General features: G+C 64.2%; 16 protein-coding genes. 5 read left to right on the top strand and 11 right to left on the bottom strand.

The window, feature by feature from the left end; translation table 11 throughout:
• Positions 1-7: 7 nt before the first annotated feature.
• Both ACFFJ7_RS05200 and irrA read right to left on the bottom strand, forming a co-directional pair.
• A complete protein-coding gene (locus ACFFJ7_RS05200; RefSeq protein WP_377590964.1) occupies positions 8-460 on the bottom strand; it encodes an energy transducer TonB in 453 nt (150 codons plus the stop codon).
• Complete coding sequence (gene irrA, locus ACFFJ7_RS05195) at positions 460-1,008, bottom strand: iron response transcriptional regulator IrrA (protein WP_166947843.1); 549 nt, start codon at positions 1,006-1,008, stop codon at positions 460-462. The genes ACFFJ7_RS05200 and irrA overlap by 1 nt, the downstream gene beginning before the upstream one ends.
• 1,370 nt (positions 1,009-2,378) lie before the next feature.
• Between irrA and ACFFJ7_RS05190 the strand changes: the two genes are divergently transcribed.
• Positions 2,379-3,371, top strand: coding sequence for a hypothetical protein (locus tag ACFFJ7_RS05190; protein ID WP_166947841.1), 993 nt, complete (start codon positions 2,379-2,381; stop codon positions 3,369-3,371).
• Positions 3,372-3,392: 21 nt separating this feature from the next.
• On the opposite strand, the gene ACFFJ7_RS05185 is transcribed toward ACFFJ7_RS05190, so the two are convergent.
• The 3 genes from ACFFJ7_RS05185 to ACFFJ7_RS05175 all read right to left on the bottom strand — a co-directional run bounded on the left by ACFFJ7_RS05185 (position 3,393) and on the right by ACFFJ7_RS05175 (position 7,701).
• Positions 3,393-4,736 (bottom strand): hypothetical protein, encoded by a 1,344-nt coding sequence (locus ACFFJ7_RS05185; protein ID WP_377590963.1) that lies wholly within the window; start codon positions 4,734-4,736, stop codon positions 3,393-3,395.
• 86 nt (positions 4,737-4,822) lie between these two features.
• Positions 4,823-5,593 (bottom strand): polysaccharide biosynthesis/export family protein, encoded by a 771-nt coding sequence (locus ACFFJ7_RS05180; protein ID WP_377590962.1) that lies wholly within the window; start codon positions 5,591-5,593, stop codon positions 4,823-4,825.
• Positions 5,584-7,701, bottom strand: a complete 2,118-nt coding sequence (locus ACFFJ7_RS05175; RefSeq protein ID WP_377590961.1) for a GumC family protein — start codon at positions 7,699-7,701, stop codon at positions 5,584-5,586. Before ACFFJ7_RS05175 ends, ACFFJ7_RS05180 begins: the two co-directional genes overlap by 10 nt.
• Positions 7,702-8,265: 564 nt before the next feature.
• Between ACFFJ7_RS05175 and ACFFJ7_RS05170 the strand changes: the two genes are divergently transcribed.
• The 3 genes from ACFFJ7_RS05170 (at position 8,266) to repB (ending at position 12,117) form a co-directional block, all read left to right on the top strand.
• Complete coding sequence (locus ACFFJ7_RS05170) at positions 8,266-9,657, top strand: exopolysaccharide biosynthesis polyprenyl glycosylphosphotransferase (RefSeq protein WP_377590960.1); 1,392 nt, start codon at positions 8,266-8,268, stop codon at positions 9,655-9,657.
• A gap of 148 nt (positions 9,658-9,805) precedes the next feature.
• A complete protein-coding gene (repA, locus tag ACFFJ7_RS05165) occupies positions 9,806-11,029 on the top strand; it encodes a plasmid partitioning protein RepA (RefSeq protein ID WP_166947832.1) in 1,224 nt (407 codons plus the stop codon).
• A 71-nt stretch (positions 11,030-11,100) separates the two neighbouring features.
• Positions 11,101-12,117 carry a plasmid partitioning protein RepB gene (gene repB / locus ACFFJ7_RS05160; protein ID WP_166947830.1) on the top strand — a complete coding sequence of 339 codons (1,017 nt, stop codon included), beginning with the start codon at positions 11,101-11,103 and terminating at the stop codon, positions 12,115-12,117.
• 112 nt (positions 12,118-12,229) lie between these two features.
• Here repB and ACFFJ7_RS05155 read toward each other — a convergent pair whose 3' ends face one another.
• Genes ACFFJ7_RS05155 through ACFFJ7_RS05145 form a run of 3 tightly spaced genes read right to left on the bottom strand, consistent with a single transcriptional unit; the run spans position 12,230 to position 15,174 of the window.
• Complete coding sequence (locus tag ACFFJ7_RS05155; RefSeq protein ID WP_377590959.1) at positions 12,230-13,120, bottom strand: alpha/beta hydrolase; 891 nt, start codon at positions 13,118-13,120, stop codon at positions 12,230-12,232.
• Between the two features lie 2 nt (positions 13,121-13,122).
• Complete coding sequence (locus tag ACFFJ7_RS05150) at positions 13,123-14,154, bottom strand: peptidoglycan -binding protein (protein ID WP_377590958.1); 1,032 nt, start codon at positions 14,152-14,154, stop codon at positions 13,123-13,125.
• A 3-nt stretch (positions 14,155-14,157) separates the two neighbouring features.
• Entirely contained in the window at positions 14,158-15,174 is a 1,017-nt protein-coding gene (locus tag ACFFJ7_RS05145; protein ID WP_166947823.1) for a flagellar motor protein MotA, read from the bottom strand.
• Positions 15,175-15,679: 505 nt separating this feature from the next.
• On the opposite strand from ACFFJ7_RS05145, the gene ACFFJ7_RS05140 reads away from it, so the two are divergent.
• Positions 15,680-16,198: a hypothetical protein gene (locus tag ACFFJ7_RS05140; RefSeq protein ID WP_377590957.1), complete on the top strand. Its 519-nt coding sequence runs from the start codon at positions 15,680-15,682 to the stop codon at positions 16,196-16,198.
• 1 nt (position 16,199) lies between these two features.
• Here the strand turns inward: ACFFJ7_RS05140 and ACFFJ7_RS05135 are convergent, their stop codons facing one another.
• The 3 genes from ACFFJ7_RS05135 to ACFFJ7_RS05125 all read right to left on the bottom strand — a co-directional run bounded on the left by ACFFJ7_RS05135 (position 16,200) and on the right by ACFFJ7_RS05125 (position 18,959).
• Positions 16,200-16,994 (bottom strand): inositol monophosphatase family protein, encoded by a 795-nt coding sequence (locus ACFFJ7_RS05135; RefSeq protein ID WP_166947819.1) that lies wholly within the window; start codon positions 16,992-16,994, stop codon positions 16,200-16,202.
• A gap of 142 nt (positions 16,995-17,136) precedes the next feature.
• Positions 17,137-18,312, bottom strand: a complete 1,176-nt coding sequence (locus ACFFJ7_RS05130) for a tetratricopeptide repeat protein (RefSeq protein ID WP_377590956.1) — start codon at positions 18,310-18,312, stop codon at positions 17,137-17,139.
• Positions 18,309-18,959 (bottom strand): thiamine phosphate synthase, encoded by a 651-nt coding sequence (locus ACFFJ7_RS05125; protein WP_377590955.1) that lies wholly within the window; start codon positions 18,957-18,959, stop codon positions 18,309-18,311. Before ACFFJ7_RS05125 ends, ACFFJ7_RS05130 begins: the two co-directional genes overlap by 4 nt.
• Positions 18,960-19,000: the final 41 nt, after the last annotated feature.

The following is a 19,000-nucleotide window of genomic DNA, read 5'->3' as shown; positions in this document are numbered from 1 at the left end:
CGCCCCGTCATTGCGGCGCGGCGCCTTGCGCGGGCGGGGCATCCGTCAGCGAGAAACGGATCGGCAGGGATACGGTCGCATCGACGGGCTTGCCATCGCGGGTCGCGGGTTCGAACTTCCAGCGGCTCACGGCCAGCGCTGCCGCGACGTCGAGCGATACCACGGAACTGCTGCGCTCGACAGTGATGTTTTCCGGATTGCCCGCGGCGGTGATGCGCAGCCTTACGACGACCGTGCCTTCCTGTCCCGCGGCGCGCGCCTCATCGGGATAGGCCGGCCAATGCTTCATCACATCACCGGGATAGGGGCGCGGCGGCGCCGTCCGCCCCTTCGCGTTCTCACCGGCGCCGGGGCGTGGGGCGGCTGTCTGTGCCAGCACCATCGTTCCGGCGCACGCCACGAACATGGCGGCGAGGCCGCAACGCAGCAGCACAGGAACGCGCGGGAAAAACCGGTGCATCAAGCTTCGACCAGTCCGCGCGTGGACGAGGCAGCGGTTTTTGCGGCCTTGCGCTTCACCCGCACGATCACCTCGACGCAGACGATCTCCATGCCCTCGGGCGCTTCCGGAAGGCCGGCGACGGAAATCAGTCCGTCCGGAATATCGACCAGCGTCTGGTCGTCTTCCACGAAGAAATGATGGTGTTCGGCAATGTTGGTGTCGAAATAGCTCTTGGTGCCGTCGACAGCGAGCTGGCGCAGCAGACCCGCTTCCCTGAACTGGTGTAGCGTATTGTAGACGGTGGCCAGTGACACGCTGATCTTGGCCTCGCAGGCTTCGTCATAGAGCATCTCGGCCGTCAGATGGCGGTGACCGCGCCCGAACAGCAGCCACCCCAACATGATGCGCTGGCGTGTCGGCCGCAGACCGGCTGAACGCAGTATCTCACGGACGTCGTGGAAGCCGCAGCCGGTCTTCACAGGGCTGCCGACATTCTGGACGAGGGTGCGGGGATCGGTCTGAACCGGGACGCCGCGAAGCATCATCGCGCGAAAGGGGCTGGACATGGCACATCCTCAACGGTCTGGTGTCTCACGACACATGAGCAAGTTTATGAATATCTATTGGACCTTTATCGGCTAAATGTAAATAATAATAACATTTTGTTTTATTATAATAATTCCATTCAAAGGCCCTTTTCATGCACGGTGAACTATAGCTTTCCTGACACCATCATTCCGTGCCGCAGGGGCCGGGTGGTTGTTTCGTATCCGCTATTCCCGCACTGAATGCGATAACGTGGCCGTGTCATGCCACGCCACGGCGATCGGTTCCGTGACCGCTGTTCCGGCCTCCGGCTATGTCTTGTCTGCCTGCATTTCCAGACGGTTATATGCCTCCGTTGACAGTGGAAGCACGTGCCTTGGATGGCTGTTCCGTGACTGCCATTCCCGCGTTGCGAGATGTTGGCGTACGTCGTCGATGAGAAACGCCGGGAAATGAAGTGCTGTGTGGACTGAACATGGTGGAAACAGTGAATATCTGCTGAAGAGGCGATAAGGGCCGGTTTGTCGAGGCGTATCAGGAGGCTGATTCTGGCGCTGGGGCAAGTTGGCCGGGTAGTCGAAGCCGCAGCCGGAGGCCGGAATCGCGATGGTTCGTGACCGGCGTTCCCGAAAACTACACGATATTTCAAAATCTTACTAAATCATGGGGAATTCCGTTAACCTTTTTGGCCCGCCTGTCCAATAGGTCCCGTAATGCGCCGGGGAGCAAGGCATGAAGCAGGCACTATAGCCTTCCGGGGCTTTTGTTCCCGATTACCGCATTGATAAAGTTTGATAATTTTAACTGATGCATGTTGACGGATTCCGGGAGCGTACCGAATCGGAAACGCTTCAGAAGGGTGATTCCGTGATCGCTATTCCGGATAGAGATGTATGGAATCAGGTGCTTGGCGTGGAGCCTGCTTTTGTTCGGGGAAGAGAGCGGATTCTGATGCGGTTGGCTGGAGAGCCTAAGGAGACATGACGGACTGATTTTACGGGAGACGGGCGATGCTGGTTTTTTGGAGGCGTTTTCGAAGGAGCGCTGTCGTTAGAAATTATCCTTAAAAGAATCCTTTATAAAGAGTCTGACTCCCCATTCTGAGCATTTACAAAGTGTTAACGGCCGCTTTCGTGACCGCTGTTCCCGATTTCCGTGACCACGACTCCGGTTGCCGAGACCACTGTTCCCGTTTCCGGGGCCGGTGCTTCCGTTGTCGTGACCGCCGTTCCCATACGCTCGGCCTGTTGAAAACCTGTGTTTCCGTGACCGCTATTCCCGTTTGCTTGACGGTCGGTGCATATGCCGCCAAAGCTGACGGCGTTGGCAAGGTCGTGGGTCGGTTGGTCGGGACCGGATGTGGCGATCCGGATAGCGGGCGGAGGAAGGCATGGCTGAGGAACTCAGTGAAGTTGAGCGCAAGCGGCTTGAGCGTGACCGTCGGACGCGCCAGAACAGGCGCGGGCGCCGCAATCCCGCGCCCGTGCCGGCCAAGCTCACGCGCACGTCGGCGTTTGCCCCCAAGCGCCGCGGTATCATTGATTCGAATATCGAGCGCATTTTCTATGTTCCTGGTCAGTCCGTGGTGCAGGTGCGTGGCGGCGAACTCGGCAGCCTGCACCGTGATGTCATCTATGCGCTGTTCCGCCTGAAGGAGCGCATGACGACGCTGCGCATTCCCAATCCCGATGCGCCGCAAAATGGCACGCTGCAAGGTGTTCCGTCCCATTACGAGGTGATCGAGGTTGTTACCACCTGGCGTGAGCTGCTCAAGGCCCAGGGCCTCACGCAGCACGTCAACAACCTGCTCACCCAGAAACAGGTGTTTCAGGATCTGCGCCAGGTGGTGATCACCATCTATGAAGGCAATCCCGACCAGATCATGGAGAAGCTGCATCGCGGCAGGCTCGGCGGACGCGGCATGATCACCGGTATTATCGATACCGTGGAATGGGACGGCGTCAATCTCGACAGCCGCGTGAAGGTCCGTTTCGGGCGCGGCGTGCTGGCGGCGTTCCGTACCAAGAACCTCGTTTCCCTCAACGCCGAGGTGCAGTTCGCGCTGAAGTCGGACTATGCCAAGTCGTTCTGGCCATATATCGACTCGAAGCCCACCCACCTTTTTGTCGACGAGACCATGCTGGCTAGCCTTGTCGACCGTGAGGTCTATGGCGAGCGTGAGACGGATTCGACCCGCTCCCAGTTCCGCAAGGATTGTCGGCAGGCGTTTGACGACATGATCCGCGCCGGCGGTCTCAAGGAATGGTCGATCGAACTGCTGGGGGCCGGCAAGCGCAAGATCCGCCGCTATCACTACAAGCACGCGCTGCCGCGCAGGATCGAGCAGGAGCAGATCGAGCTGCCGTTCCCGCTCGCCGTGTGATTGCGGGTGCGCGACACGAGCTCATCGACGGGTTCGCGTACATGCCGGCGCATGAAGGATCGCCGGCGGTCGGGGTTCGAAATGGATGGCAGCGGCCGGTGTATGCGCTTGCGGCGCATCAGTGGGGGCAGTGCCGCCGGGCCGATCGAGATAGACGGCAATGGCGAGCAACGATGCGAACTCGCCAGGAACGAAGACGAGGGAATAGACGGCGGACTGGACAAGCATGAACAGGATGTAGTCGCCGACGGCCATCACGAACGGCGACGCCGCGCCGCCCCGGGCCAGTCCGCGCGCCAGACGGAAGCCCGCGAAGTGGATGGAAAGGATCAACGCGGCGCCCGCAAGGCCGTATTCGAAGACAATGCCGGCCCAGCCGATGTCCGCGAGAAAGAAGAAGTCGTTGCCGAGAATGTCCCCCATCGTCACCTCCCCGAAACGCGACATCGCACCCATGCCGACGAGCCAGCCGAAGGGATTGTCGCCGAGATAGGCGAAAGCGGACCGCAGCGACTGCAGGCGCACCGACAGCGAGCCGCCGAGCACCTCCTGAACCGATGCGGCGAAAGGGCTGAACCCTGCGCCAACCGCCGCCGCGGTACCGCCGCAAAGCACCAGCGCCGCGGCAAGCCGGAACCACCGCGGCGGTATCAGCGCGAGCCCCGCCACGACAGCGGCGGCAGCGATGGTCATGCGCTGTTTGTAGATAAATACCAGCATTGCAAAACAGCAGAGGATCGCGAGCGCCACCCATAACTCGCGTTGTTGCTGTAGGCGTCTGACAAGATAGAACAGCAGCAATACACCGAAGAACATTGGCATGTAGATGCGATAGCCGCGTTCGACGTCATAAAGCAGGAACTTCGCGCCAACGGCATCGGTCGAGTACCAGCTTTCAGGAATGGTGAGCCATAACAACGGCATCAGCACGAAGGTGGCAACACCCGGCGCCAGCATGGAGCACGCCAGTTGCCGCGGCGTCGGAGCCAGCAGCCTGAGCAGGGCGAGCAGCGCGAAGTAATAGGTGAAGGGCCAGACCTTCACCGTGGTAAGCATCGCATCGGCAAGGCCGCCGCCCCAGTTCGCCATGGCCACGACGGGAGCGATGCCTAACAGATACGCGAGGAGAAGGAGGAAGAACGGACGCAGCGGCGCATCCGCCGACGTCAGCCCGCGCAGTGTGAGCAGGACGACGATGACCGGCCACGCCTTCGACAGATAGTAGACCGCAGGCCACTGGCTCATGTAGTAGAAGCTCTGGCCGAAAAACGGCAACACGACCAGCAGGATGACGGTGATCGCCACGTTATGGGTCCCGCCCGTCGGCTCCGCCGCGCTGCCACCGGCGATGTCCGCTCCCGGCAAAATGGCTTCCAACGCTGGCGGAGTGGCGCCTGCGGGTGCGGGAGGGGTTATGGGATGGTTCGGCTCATCCGGTCCGGGCACGCGCTTCAAGGCATGATGCCCCCGGTCGTCGTGCTGTAGCTGCCGATCGTGTAACCGAAGCTGCGCTGGAATGGCACCACCTTGTTGATGAACTGGTCGACCCACAGGTTGACCTCCGCGATCGAGCTGCGCGGGACATAGATGACGTCGCCCGGCTGCAGAGCAATGTCCTCGACGCCGCCAGTCTCGATCACGGCGCGGATGTCCAGTGTGCGCAGCATCGCCTTGCCCTCCGGACTGCGGCGGATGACGGCGATCTGGCCGAGGCGTGCGTCGTCCGTGAAGCCGCCGGCCAGCAGAACGGCGTGCAGCGCGTTGATACGCATGTCCGTGAGTTGCATCGAGCCCGGGTTGCGGACCGCGCCGCCGATGTAGATGCGGGACGATACCGCCTCCTCGATCGACACCACCACCTGCTGATCGGCGACCGTCCTGCGCGAAACCGCGCGGATGAGCGTCTCAAGCTCCGGCAGCGTGCGTCCGGTGGCCCGTACCTGCCCGGTGGCGCGAAGGCCGATATGGCCGTCTGGCGAAACGATGACGTCCTCGTCCATTTCCTGCGTCAGCAGGAACTTGATCTTCAGGCGATCACCCGGGCCGACGCGGTATACGGGCGGTGCCGTGTCGCTCCAGGCCACGAAGCCCTCGGTGTTGGCCTCGACGAAGGTCAGGTTCTGGCCGGTGGACAGGGCAGTCTCGTTCCGGTCCACAGCGGCGCATCCGGCCAGCAGCGTGGCGGCCATTGCGACGCGCGCGTGCTTAAGCATCACAGCCATCGGTAAATCCATTCCGGCAGGTAGAACTTGCGTCCCGTGAACACGAAGCCGGCAATGCCGCCGCCGGCGTCGAAGATGTTGTCGCGGCTCCACGTCGCGACGGGGCCGCGCGACTGTTCCGCGCGCACCACCAGCAGGCTCGCCTCGACGGCAACTGCGAGGCGGCGCGTGAGATGAATCGATGGGGCTGGAAAGCCGATCAGGATCACGTCGTAGCGATGGCGCAGCCCCGCCAGCAGGTCGCGCGCGCTGCGGGGCGGCGCGCTGAGGCTTACGAGCGGCGAGTCGGCGTCGACCGAGGCGACGTCGAGGCCGGGAATGGCAGTCTGCGCGATCCGGACGCCGTCGTAACTCTCGATTTCCTGCGTTACGGGTACGGATACGCCGATGGCGAGCGTGCGCAGCCCCCTGCCCGCGCCCAGTTCGACCGCGAGCGCTTCGGTGAGGCGCACGTTGTCGCCGGCAGCGCCAATATCCACGAGTTGCAGGGTCGATAACGGCTCGCCGCCGACATCGATGTCGCGCAGGCGCGCGACGAGCGATAGCAGCGCCTGCCGGTTCTGCGGCGCGTCGAAACCCCCGGGCGCATCCGCCAACACAGCGAGCGCGGGAAGGCGCAGCGCCCGCTCCGCATCCTGCTGGCGAATGAAGCCGGGGCGCAGTTCCGCCGCGCAGACGCCGGCTGCGGCGCCCGAAAGGAGGCCCGCGAGAAGCCCTGCCGCAATGAACGGTAGCGCCAGGTGCCGCGCAACGACATCGTCCCGGCCGGACTGGATCACCCGGACATTGGAGGCCCGCACTGCAGCGGCGGTCTCCTCGATCCGGGCCGCTTCCGCGCGTTTGACGTATTCGCCGTGCGTATCCGTGAGGACGGTGCGCTCCCGCTGCAGTACGCGCAGCCGCGTCTCGGCGTTCCGCAGCGAGTCCACGCGCCGCTGTGCCTGTTCCTGCTGGGCATCGAGTTCGTGCATCTGCCGGTCGAGAGCGTCGCGCTCCACGTTCAGGCTGACCACCATGTTATCGATGAAGTCGGCGGAAGGGTTGCGAACGTCGCGTTCCGACCACGTGGAGCGCTCCGGCGGGTGTTTCGCGCTGTCGATCGCCACGGCGATCTTGGCGTCTACCTCGCGGATGAGCGGGTGGCCGGGCGCATAGCGTCTGATGAGCGATTCACGCTCGGTGCGCAGTTGCACCAGCAGGTCGCCGGCGTTGCTGCCGGGTACGGCTTCGTTGCTACGCTGGCGAGAGTCGAAAACGGTGTCGTGCAGCGCCGCCCGCTGCTTTTCCGCCTGCGCGAGTTGCCCGTCGATCGCACGCCGGCGCTCGCTCGCCTGCCGCCTGCGGTCCAGTATGCTGTCGGCCTGGTTGGCGGCGAGCGTCAGATCCTGGGCGAGGTCAATGATGCCGGCTTGCGTCATCTCTTCGCTAATGGCGCCGTCCGTCTCCCGGAGGCGGGTTTCGAGGTGCTCGACCTGCGATGTCAGGATGGCCGATGTCGGATTATCGAACAGCGTCTTGCGGCGGGCGAGATAGTGGTGGATGAGCCTGTCCATCGCCATCACGGCGAGATCGCGGTCCGGATGGGTGAAACCCACCAGAATGACGTTGGAGCCCGACTGGACGCTGGCGCGCAGCCGCTCGCGAAACGCCTGGAGTGCCGCGTCCTCGTTGGAACCCGCATCCCGTCCCAGCGCCACGGACCAGCGGGAGGCAAGCGAAGGCGGGAATAAAGCCTGCGAGCCGATGTCGGCGAGCGTCGCGCGGATAACCTCGGCACTTTCGAGGATGAGGACCTCCGCCTCGACGGATTTGAGGCCCTCGACCGACAGAACGGCCGGACCGTTGTCCGTCACGCCCTGCGTGCCGGAATACTCCCGGGAGACGAGAACCATCAGCAGGCCGTTCGACGTGTACTGAATCCGCGAGAAGACTGCGAGGGCGATGGCGGCGACGACCGGCACAAGCGCCGCCAGAACGATGACGCGCCTGTGATAGGCGGCTGCCGCCAGCAGGTCGCGGACGGTGAAATGTCGCGCCGGCACGGACACGCGGATACCGCCTGCGGCGTTATCGGGGCCATGCGCATCGCGATGTGTGGCGATCACCAATTCGAGTTGCCTTCTGCTATCCGTGGAACAGCTGGACGTAAAAATGAAAAAAATAAGAAAATAAAAAATAACTAATGATAATTATCATAATTATTATTATATAATATCTTCCCAAAAAGCATCTTATGCTCCGTTTATTAGTTATAAAAAGCAAATATCATTTGTGATAATAGAAAAATATACGACCTTTATAATTGCGGTGAATCGATGTATATATTGTTTACCACGGCGGCCCGGGTTGGCGACAGTGCGCAATGGTGGTCGGCGGCTCTTGCGGCCAGTTTCCACAGGAAAGGCGGTCACGAAATGGAATTTCATAACAAAAATACGAATACTGAATAAAATGTTCATTTATAAGAATGCATATTTAAATATAGAAGTTTCATTAAATTAAATAATAATTTCAATAAATTGATCTATATTTATGTGTAAAAATCAATATAAAATTTAAGTGTTATATTGATGTTTAAGGAAGCGGAAATTTAGCGTCATTATTGCCTTTTTAGCGAATTCTCGCGAGGTTGCCTCGATGCTGCGGTGCCGGGGGCTCGGCGAGGTGATTGAATGACACGGTGGACGCATGGCCTGATCAACAGGCTGGCCATGCTCGTTGACATTGCGATGCTCACGGCCGGCGCGGTGGCGGCGCATGTCCTGTGGGCGGACGGCGCCGCCGCGCGCAGTGCGGCGCTGTGCCTGCTTCAGGCTGCGATCTATCGCGCCGTCATGAAAGCTGGCGGCGCCTACCGGGCCGAATATTACCGGTCGGCCGGGCGCCAGATTCGCCAGGTCGCCGTCGGCGCGGGCGTGACCGTGGTGGCGGTGACTGTCTTCGAGACCGCCCTCGTGCCGGGCGCGCCCTCCTATGGCGCCGCCGTTCCGCTCTCCATGCTGCCGCCGTTCGCGGCGCTGCTGTTCGGCCGTCTGGCCATCGTGCTGCCTGGCATGCATCATCTCGCCCGCCGGGCTGTCCTGCGCCGGCGCGTCGTCATTGTGGGCGCCGTCGCCGAGGTGGAAAGGGCCATCTCCCGGCTGAACCGGAACGATGCGGGCCTGATGCAGTGCATCGGCGTCTTCACCGACGACACGGCGGGAACGGGCGCCGTCGCCGACGTGCCTGTGCTCGGCCGCACGGATGACCTGCTGACATGGGACGGGCGCGATGCGCTCGACCTTGTGATCGTCGCCCTGCCCTGGGACGACATCGTGCGTCTTGGGATGCTGATCGACCGCCTGGGCCGCCTGTCGGTCGATGTCACGGTGTCGTTGACGCATGACGCATTCCGTCCGCGTTTCGCGCAGGTCCTGCGCGTCGGCGAGTTGCCGACGCTACAGGTCGTCCGTCAGCCGCTCAAGGGCACGCTGCTGTTCGCGAAATGGATCGAGGACAAGGTCGTGGCGGTTGCCGGGCTTGCGGTTACGTTGCCGCTGCTCCTGCTCGCGGCACTGCTCATACGTCTTGAATCGCCCGGCCCCGTGCTCTTCCGTCAGCAGCGTGTGGGACGCAACGACAGACCGTTCACGCTCTATAAACTCCGTACCATGCGCGTCGACCCCGTCGACGACGGCACCCGGGGGACGTTGCGCGGCGACGCGCGGATCACGCGCGTGGGTGCCATCCTGCGCAGGACGTCGCTCGACGAACTGCCGCAACTGTTCAACGTGCTGGAGGGCCACATGTCCATCGTCGGACCGCGTCCCCACGTGGCGAGGATGGATGTCGGCGGCCGGCAGTACGACACGGTGGGTGCCTACATGCACCGCTACCGCATGAAACCCGGTATTACCGGCTGGGCGCAGATCAACGGCATGCGTGGCGGTATTCATTCGCTTGAGAAAGCCGAGCGCGGCGTGGAACTCGATCTGTATTACGTCGAGAACTGGTCGCTATGGCTCGATATCAAGATCATCCTGCTGACCCTGACCAAGGGCATGGCGGGGAGCGACGTGTTCTGACAGTCATCCTTCCGGTATGATCGCACGGCGGCGCGCAGCCCGCCGAAATGCGCAAGTCGGCGCGAGGTGTCTTGCGTTATGTGGTTGATCTGATACCATCACGCTGAAATTGCGGATACGGATATTAATCCGTGACGACGGAATCAAAATGACAGCCAGCGAACTTCTCCCGCGTCCCGCCAAAACGGCGGTGGACGTCACCATCGGCGAGCATGCGGAATTGCTCAGCAGCCAGTTGCAGGCGCTGAGCGACGCCCTGTTTCCGCCGTCGTCGCGCAAGACGCTGCGGCGCTTCACCTCCGGCGAGGTTGCTCGCCTGATAGGAGTGTCCGATTCCACGCTGCGCAAACTGTCGCTGGCCAATGAGGGGCCGGCGCCGGAGATGTCGGGCAACGGGCGCCGGCTCTATTCCCTGTCGCAGATCAACGAACTGCGGCATCTGCTGGCGGGGAACATGCGTGGCAGGGACACGCAGGCGCTGCTGCCGCGCCGTGGAGAGGGCGACCACCTGCAGGTCGTGGCGGTGACGAACTTCAAGGGTGGATCGGGCAAGACGACGACGGCCGCGCATCTTGCGCAGTATCTGGCGCTGCACGGATACCGGGTGCTTGCCATCGACCTCGACGCGCAGGCGAGCCTGTCGGCGCTTCTCGGCGTCATGCCGGAGATCGACGTCAAGGCCAACGACACGCTTTACGCGGCCATCCGGTACGACGACAAGATTCGCCCGCTGAGTGAAGTCGTGCGCCAGACGCACTTCGACGGGCTGGATCTCGTGCCGGGCAACCTCGAACTGATGGAGTTCGAGCACGACACGCCGCGCGCGCTTGCCGCCGGCGCGCAGGGAGGGGACGGAATTTTCTATACCCGCATCGCCCGTGCGCTGGACGACGTGGCCGACCGTTACGACATTGTGGTGCTCGACTGCCCGCCGCATCTCGGCTTCCTCACGTTGAGCGGGCTGTGCGCGGCCACCGCGATGATCATCACGGTGCATCCGCAGATGCTCGACATCGCGTCCATGAGCCAGTTCCTGCTGATGACGCACGATCTGCTGACGGTGGTGCGCGGCGTCGGCGCGTCGCTGGACTACGATTTCGTCCGCTACCTCATCACCCGGTACGAACCGCAGGACGGGCCGCAGACCAAGGTCGTCGCGTTGCTGCGCAACCTGTTCGGCGATCACGTACTCACCAACCCCATGGTCAAGTCGGCGGCTGTTTCCGACGCGGGGCTGACGAAGCAGACGCTCTATGAGATCGGCCGCGAGAACCTGACGCGCTCCACCTACGACCGGGCGATGGAAGCGCTCGATGCGGTGAATGGCGAAATCGAACGGCTGATCGCGGGCGCCTGGGGGCGCGGGGCATAGTCCGGCGGCGTTCTGTTGGGAGCTCCCAACAGGCTACGGACCGGATCGGGAAATTGAAGAAGGAAGCACCGATGAGCCGCAAGGACACTCTCGCCGCCCTGTTCACGCAGAAAAAGGCCGTCACGCCGCCTGCGGCACCCGTCGGCGAAGCGGAACGGGAGCGCATCAGGAGCGGGGCGATCTCCGCCATGGGGGCGTCGCTGCAGCAGCTCACCGAGGGGGCGCGTAACGCGGCACGGTTGCAGGAGCAGATCGAGGAGGGGACGGTCGTCGTCAATCTCGATCCCGCGCTGGTCGACAGCGGCATGGTGGCGGACCGCTTGCAGCCGGAGGTGGATCCGTCGTTCGACGAACTCGTGGCCAGCATCCGCGATTCCGGCCAGCAGGTGCCGATTCTGGTGCGCCCGCGCGATCAGGATCAGACACCGCGCCGCTATCAGGTGGCCTACGGACATCGGCGTCTACGCGCCGCGCAGCAGCTCGGTATCTCCGTCAAGGCGATCGTGCGGCCGTTGACCGACGCCGAGATGGTGGTCGCGCAGGGCAAGGAAAACCTCGAACGCCGCGATCTCTCTTATATCGAAAAGGCACTCTTTGCCCGCCGGCTGGAGGACGCCGGCTTCGAACGCGCCACCATCGTCGCAGCATTGTCGACGGACAAGGCAGACCTCAGCCGCTATATTTCCGTGGCGCGCCTCATTCCGGAGGACGTCGCGCAGGCCATTGGCCCGGCTGGTCGCGTCGGCCGCGCACGCTGGCTGCTGCTCGCCGAAAACCTCAAGCGTCCAGGCGCCAGCCGGCGGCTCAAGTCCGTGCTGGAAAGCGAAGAGTTCCGGCAGGCGGACAGCAATGCCCGTTTTGCGCAGGTGTTCGCGGCGCTGGCGGACAAGGCTGTGGCCGAGAAAACGTCCGAGCGCATCTGGCGCGATCAGGAGGGGCGGGCGGTGGTGCGGATCGAGTCCCGCAAGGATCGCACGGTCTTCGTCGTCGACGAAGCGGCGGCGCCGGAATTCAGCGTGTTTCTGGAGCAGGAGTTCGATACCCTGTACGCGCGCTACCGGCAGAAACAGGCGGAAAAGAGTGGTTGAGCCCTCAGGCGAGCGGCTGTAAATTCGTCTGAAAAACAATATAAAAAATCTGCAAACGGAACTGAACTCGCCGTTAGATTCCGTAGCCCGTGCAGCCTGCCAGCGGGGATTCTCATACGTTATGGAGCGTCCCGGCGCCGTCCCATAGCGCAAGCCGCAGGCCGTGGCTGATGCCGGTCAGCGCGGAAGACGAATGATCTTCCCCGGCCAGCTCCTCGAAACGCATGATGAGGCGCGCCGGCGCATGCGCTGCGAGCAGGCGGGCAAGATCGCGGGAGCGGTCCACCATGGCCCGTTCCTGCCGCAGGGCAACGATCCGCTCCGTGTCGGGCAGCGCCCGCTGCCAGGGTGCAAGCGCCTGCTCGTACTCGCCCACGGCGATCAGCGCGCGCCGCGGCGCCTGCTCCTCGCCGATCCGTGCCGGCAGCAGCGGCACGTTGGCGTGCAGCCACGGTTCATCCCACCACACCGAGGGGCTGATCGCCACGTAGCTCTCGAATGCGCCCGGATCGAGCAGCAATTGCGAAAGCACAAAGTACGCGCCGAGCGAATGGCCGAACAGGGCCTGGCGCGCGCGGTCGAGCGGCGCCTCCCGCTCCACGAGCGGGCGCACCACCTCGGCGATGAACCGCGCCAGCGTCTGCGCTCCGCCGGTCGGGCGCGGCCCGGCGTTGCCGCGCGGCCGGTCGCGCGTATGCGGCAGGGTGAAGTCGTGGACACGCCTGTGCTGGTCGTAGGGATTATCGGTGTCGTAGCCGATGCCGATGACGATAGCGGGCGCGACGCCCGTCGAATCCTGCCGCGCGGCGCGCATGCGCACGGCCTCGACGGTGGTCAGAAAGGTGGCGTTGGCGTCGAGCAGGAATATGGCGGGATAGCCGGCTGCCGGCGGCGCCTGCTCAGGCAGCGCCAGAAAGATGCGGTAGGCGAAGCCGTCGAAGGGCGAGCGGACGACGCGGACGCTGGTGCGGGGCAGGAACAGCGGTTGCGGCGCGTTGTCCAATTCTATCGCTCGGTCAGCTTGAGTTCGATGCGCCGGTTGCGCTTGAAGGCTTCCTCGTCGTCGCCGGGATCGAGCGGCTGGTACTCGGCAAAGCCTGCGGCGAGCAGCCGCTGCGGCGGCAGCCCGCGCGACTGCAGGTAGCGCACCACCGCGATCGCGCGGGCGGACGAAAGCTCCCAGTTGGAACGGAAGGCGCCGGCGCCGGAGAGCGGCCTGCGGTCGGTATGGCCGTCGACGCGCAGCACCCACGGGATATCCGGCGGAATTTCCTCGACGAGTTCCAGCAGCGCGTCCGCCACCTTGTCGAGTTCGCGCTGACCCTCCGGCAACAGTTCGGCCGCGCCGGTGTCGAAAAACACCTCGGACTGGAACACGAAGCGGTCGCCGACGATGCGAATGTCCTGCCGCTCGCCCAGAATCTGCCGCAGCCTGCCGAAGAAGTCCGAGCGGTAGCGCGCGAGTTCCTGCACGCGCTGCGCGAGGGCGACGTTGAGGCGGCTGCCGAGATCGGCAATCCGTGCCTGCGATTCCCGGTCGCGCGCCTCGGACGCGGAAAGCGCGTCCTCCAGCGCGGCGAGCTGCCGGCGCAGGGCCGCGAGCTGCTGGTTGAGCAATTCCACCTGCGCCAGTGCACGTCCCGAGATTTCCTTCTCGCTGGCGAGCGCGGAAGACAGGCGCCCGATTTCGCTGGAGGCGGACGAGCGCGCGTCCGTGCCGGCGGTCAGCAGCCCCTGCAGACGGTTCTGCTCCGCCTCGCTCGTCTGCAACGTCGATTGCAGGGTGGAGAGATTGTCCTGCAGGTTCCGGTTCTCGGAGCGGGCAAGGGCGAGCAGGTCGGTGAGTTCGGCGATCTGCTGGTTGAGGCGGCGCAGCGCCTCGTCCTTGCCAGAGAGTTCCTGCGAGAGATAGAACTGGCCCAGCACGAAAACCGATAGCAGGAATACGATCGACAGGACGAGCGTCGACAGCGCATCCACGAACCCTGGCCAGTAGTCGATCCGCCGGGCTTCCCGGCGCCCGCGCGACAGGGCCATGGCTCAGTCCACCCGTCTGGAGGGGGGGGCGGTGAGGCGTTCGAGCAGCCGCTTGATCTCGCTCTGCTGGTCGGCCTGCGCCTCGACCCAGTCGCGGATGAGCTGCTGCTCCCCGCGCATGTGCTGCACGAGCGACTGGATGCCCTCGGCGAGATTGGCGAGCGCCTGTGTGGCGGCGCGGTTGCCCTGGTTTTCGCTCACCAGCGCGGAGAGCCTGTCGAGTGCGACGCTCAGTTCCGCCGTCGGGGGAGCTGCCGTCTGCACCGGCCGGCCGGCCTCGGGAACGGCGGGCACGATGACTTCCGGCGCCGGATGGTCCACCACTGAGCGGGCAAGGATATCCTCAAGCTCGGTATAGAAACGGTTCTGCGCCTGGCCGGTCTGCAGGTCGAGAAAGCCGAGCACCAGCGAGCCGGCAAGCCCGAACAGGGATGACGAGAACGAGATGCCCATGCCGGCGAGAGGCGCCGAGAGCCCCGTTTTCAGGTCATCGAACAGCACGGCCGAGTCGCCGTCCGTGCGTAGAGAGCCAATGACGCCGCCAATGGAACTCACCGTCTCCAGCAGGCCCCAGAAGGTGCCGAGCAGGCCGAGAAACACGAGAAGCCCGGCGAGGTAGCGCACGATGTCCCGGCTTTCGTCGAGGCGCGCGGCAAGTGAATCGAGCAGCGCGCGCACCGTCAGCGTCGGGGCGGAGGCGCGCTCCAGCCGTTCGCCGAACACGGCGGCCATGGGCGCGAGCAACACCGGGGGCGCGGCGATCGCCACGCCCTCGCCCGTCAGCTGCGAAGCATTGACCCAGTTTACCTCGCGAAACAGTTGCCACATCTCCCGCAGCGACATCACGATGCCGACCAGCAGCACGCCGATGATCAGCCCGTTCAGGCCCGGATTGGCCATGAAGGCCTCGACGATCCGCCGTTGCAGCACCAGCGCGACAAAACCGATAAGGATAAGGAAGACGGCAGCGCGCACGAGATAAATCCGTGGCGCGGACAACTTCGGAGCGGCAAACGTCATCGTCTCGGCCCCCGGGGCTCCAGTTTGTGCAATGCGGTATCGCGACGGAAGTTAAGGATAAACATGCCAAACGACAATGACAATCGCGGGCAGGGGCAGCAACCCGTGAAGTCGGGTTGCCCGGCGGCCTGCCGGGCATCGGCTGAAAGACGCCGGAGGTCGCAATGCCCACGGTCTGGGGCGACACATTTGACTTTTGCAAGGATATATGCGAAATTTTGATGTAAAAATTGATAATATTAAAAATAAAACGCTGTTTATTTTTATAATTTTCGTCTTCTTTGAAACATCAGGATAGCAGTATATGTCTCATATTTCGTCTGTAAGTTTTGGATATATTTATGCAAAGCGTGGGGATTTTGAAGATACAGCCGACTATGAATCAATTCGGCGGGGTATTCCGGGTACCGGTCTCGCCGTTGCGGACAGGCCTCTTGCGGGTCGATGTGTCGAATGGGAAACCAATCCTGTTCCGGACGGCATGGGCTCCTCGCGGCGGCCGGCCTTGTCGGGCGTCTCACGGCCGCTGCCCGAGCAGTTCAATACGGCGCGTGGACCGATCAGAATCACGTCTGTGCAGAAGCCGCAGTCCAGATGCTATCTCGAATTCGATCTCGGACGAAGCCTGAGCGCGTCCGAGAAGAAAGCCGCCCGTGCCGGGTTTCAGGCAGTGGTCTTCAGCCTCGTCAAGCGGGAGATCATATTCAGCCGCGATTACACTTCGCTGCCCGAACTGGCCGTGAAGCAGAGCGAGGACGGGAACACCATCACATTCGATGTCACGGCCAGAGCCGGCGAGTACATCGAGATGCTGGAGAACCTCACCGGGCAGGTCAGGTTCCAGTTTTCCGATACGAGATCGCCCGTCTCGACCGCGCAGGTGCACGTGGACCTGAAGGGGAGCAGCATGTGGGCGACGTTGAAGCTGCGCAGCGCGCTCGCTCTCGGCCGCAGTGAATTTCGGGAGCAAGCCGAGAGGCTGCTCGGCAAGGTGCTCCTGCCCGGCGGCGGCCGATTCCCGTGAGTCAGGCCTTGGCGCTGCGCAGTAGCCCGAGCAACTCCCGCTGGATCACTTCGTTGCCGCAGACGACGGTGCCGGTTTCCAGCGGGTTGTCGCCGCCGTCGGCATCCGCGATGAAGCCGCCCGCCTCGCGCAGCAGCACGATGCCGGCGGCGATATCCCAGCTGTTGACGCCCCGTTCCCAATAGCCGTCGTAGCGGCCGCTTGCGACATAGGCGAGATCGAGCGCCGCCGCCCCCATGCGGCGCACGCCGGCCGTGCGAACGGTCACCGCCGCGAGTTCACGGATGAAAGCGGGGTGTCCGCCCTTGCCGAGATGGGGAATGCCGGTCGCGATAACGGCGCTCGCCATGTCGCGGCGCGCGGAAACGCGGATGCGGCGGTTGTTGAGATAGGCGCCGGCGCCCTTTTCCGCGACGAACAGCTCGTCCTTGATCGGGTCGTAGATAATGCCGGCGACAATCTGCCCCTGCCGCTCCAGTCCCACGGAGATGGCGAAATGGGGAATGCCGTGCAGGAAGTTCGTGGTGCCGTCGAGCGGATCGATGTGCCAGCGATGGGTCGTATCGGTGCCCGGCACGATGCCGCCTTCCTCCAGCACGAAGCCGTAGCCGGGGCGGACCTTTTCCAGCGCCTCGCGCAGGACGGTCTCGGCCTTTTTGTCGGCGGCGGAAACGAAGTCGCCCGGCCCCTTCAGGGAAACCTGCAACGCCTCCAGTTCGCCGAAGTCGCGTTTCAGTGAGCGGGCGGCCTTCATGACGGCATCGGTCATGACGGTGATGAGGGGGGAGCGAATCATGTTGAATTGCCTGTGGGACAAGCCGAATGAACGCCAGCTCCGGAACGGATGGCGAATGACGGATAACGGAAGCGTGTGCCGTTATCTGCCCGCAAGCAGCCGCGGCGTCAAGGTATGTTTCACCGGGCCGCCGTGCCCGCTCCTATGGCGCCAGCCCGAAGTTGATGTCGTCCGTGCGCTCGCGCGCCAGCAGCTCGGCCCGTTTTCGCTCTTCGGGCGTGAGGTTCTTCAGCGCCGTGTCGAGCCATGTATCCGTGCGCCCCTGCGCGGAGGCCATCAGGTGCCAGGCCGCTGCCTGCACGAGGTCCTTCGGCAGGCCCCGGCCGGCGACGAGAATGCGCGCCAGCCTGTTCTGGGCAATGGCGTTGCCGCGCGCGGCGGCGACGGCGAACAGGCGCGCGGCGCGCTCCTCGTTCACCTCCACGCCGTTGCCGTTGAACAGCATGATCGCGAGTTCCACCTGCGCCGCGATGTTGCCGTTGGCAGCCGCCCGCGCCATCCATTGCGCCGCGCGCGCGGCGTCGCGGCCGACGCCCTGGCCCTCGCGCAGCATGACGGCGAGGGCGTATTGCGCATCCGGCACCTCGGCGGCGGCGGCCTTCTCCAGCAGGGAAACGGCGCGCGAAACGTCGTCGGCGCGGCGCGCGGCGAGCAGTGACAGCGCCAGATTGTAGGCCGCCAGTGGATGGCCGGCGGCGGCAGCCTTCTCCAGCAGCGCGACGGCGGCCTTGCGTTTCTCCTCGGCGCCCGCTGCGGCGCCGTCGGCGCTTTCAGCGACGGCCAACATGGCGAGCGCGAAGGTGCCGTTGCGGTCTCCCGCCGCGTCGGCGCGCCGATACCACGCGGTGGCCTGCGTGAGATCCTTCGCCACGCCGAGCCCCTGGGCGTAGATTTCGCCGAGCAGCGTCATCGCCGCGCCGTCACGCGGGTTGCGCGCAGCGCGCAGGGAGGCGCCCTCGAAGGCCGATTTGTAGAAGCCGCGCTGATAGTCCGCGAAGGCGTAGTCCGCCGTGAAATCCGGCAGCGTCGGGATGTCGTCCGCACCCGAATCACCCGGCATCACGGGGGAGGGGAGAAAACGGGCTCCCGGCGGTGCGCCGGTCGGCGCCGGCTGCGCCCGTGGCAGCGCGTTGCGGGGGCCGCCCGCGCCCGGCAGGCCGAAATCGCCGGTGAAAGGAATGGCCGGCGCCTTGTCCTTGCCATCCTGCGCCGCCGCCGGCAGGCCGAGGAGCAGGCTGGCGGCCACGGCAACGGCGGCCTGCCGGACACCGGCGCGCGGCAGAACGGAAGACGGGCCGTCTGGCAGTTCCCGCGTCATCGGCCCGGCGCTTCCCTGCCCGGCACGTCGGTCGTGGCGATGATGGCGCGCACCCTGGCGACGGCGGCCGCCGGGCCTTCCGCATGCGACCAGACGGCCTCGCCGACGCCGATGAACTCCGCGCCGGTTTCGGCCATGGCGGCGACATTATCGAGATCGTGGACGAAGCCGACGCAGGGCACGGCGAAGATCTCCGCCCACCAGGCCGCGCGCTCGATCGTGGTGTCGAGGTCGGGCAGACTGCCGTCCGCCCGGGGCTCGCCGAACATGAGATAGTCGATGTCGCGCTCGCCTGCCTCCATGGCCTCATGGCGGGTGCGCAAGCCGCCGACGCCGACGATGCGGTCCGGCTTCAGGGTGTCGATCGCCTCCTGCACGGCGCCGTGGGTATCGATATGCACGCCGTCCGCGCCACCGCGCACGGCGACGAGAGGGGAGGTGCGCGCGATCACCGCCGCGCCTGCCTTCTGCAACACGGGTACGATGGTCTTCAGCGCTTTTGTCTGCTCGCGCTCGTCGGTGAAGGCGAACGACAGCAGCACCGCCGCGACCCCGCCGCCGTCGCACGCCTCGGCCAGCGGCGCCATGGCGCCGCTCGGGTCGTCGATGGTGCGGGAAACGAGATAGATCTGTGCTTTGTCGGTCATGGCAACCCTGTCGAACCTCTCTTGTGTCATGGCGCGCCGTG

Origin of the sequence: Pseudochelatococcus lubricantis, assembly GCF_042432495.1 — a bacterium.
GTDB classification, from domain to species: Bacteria; Pseudomonadota; Alphaproteobacteria; order Rhizobiales; family Beijerinckiaceae; genus Pseudochelatococcus; species Pseudochelatococcus lubricantis.
This window is presented reverse-complemented; position numbering and strand designations above follow the sequence as displayed.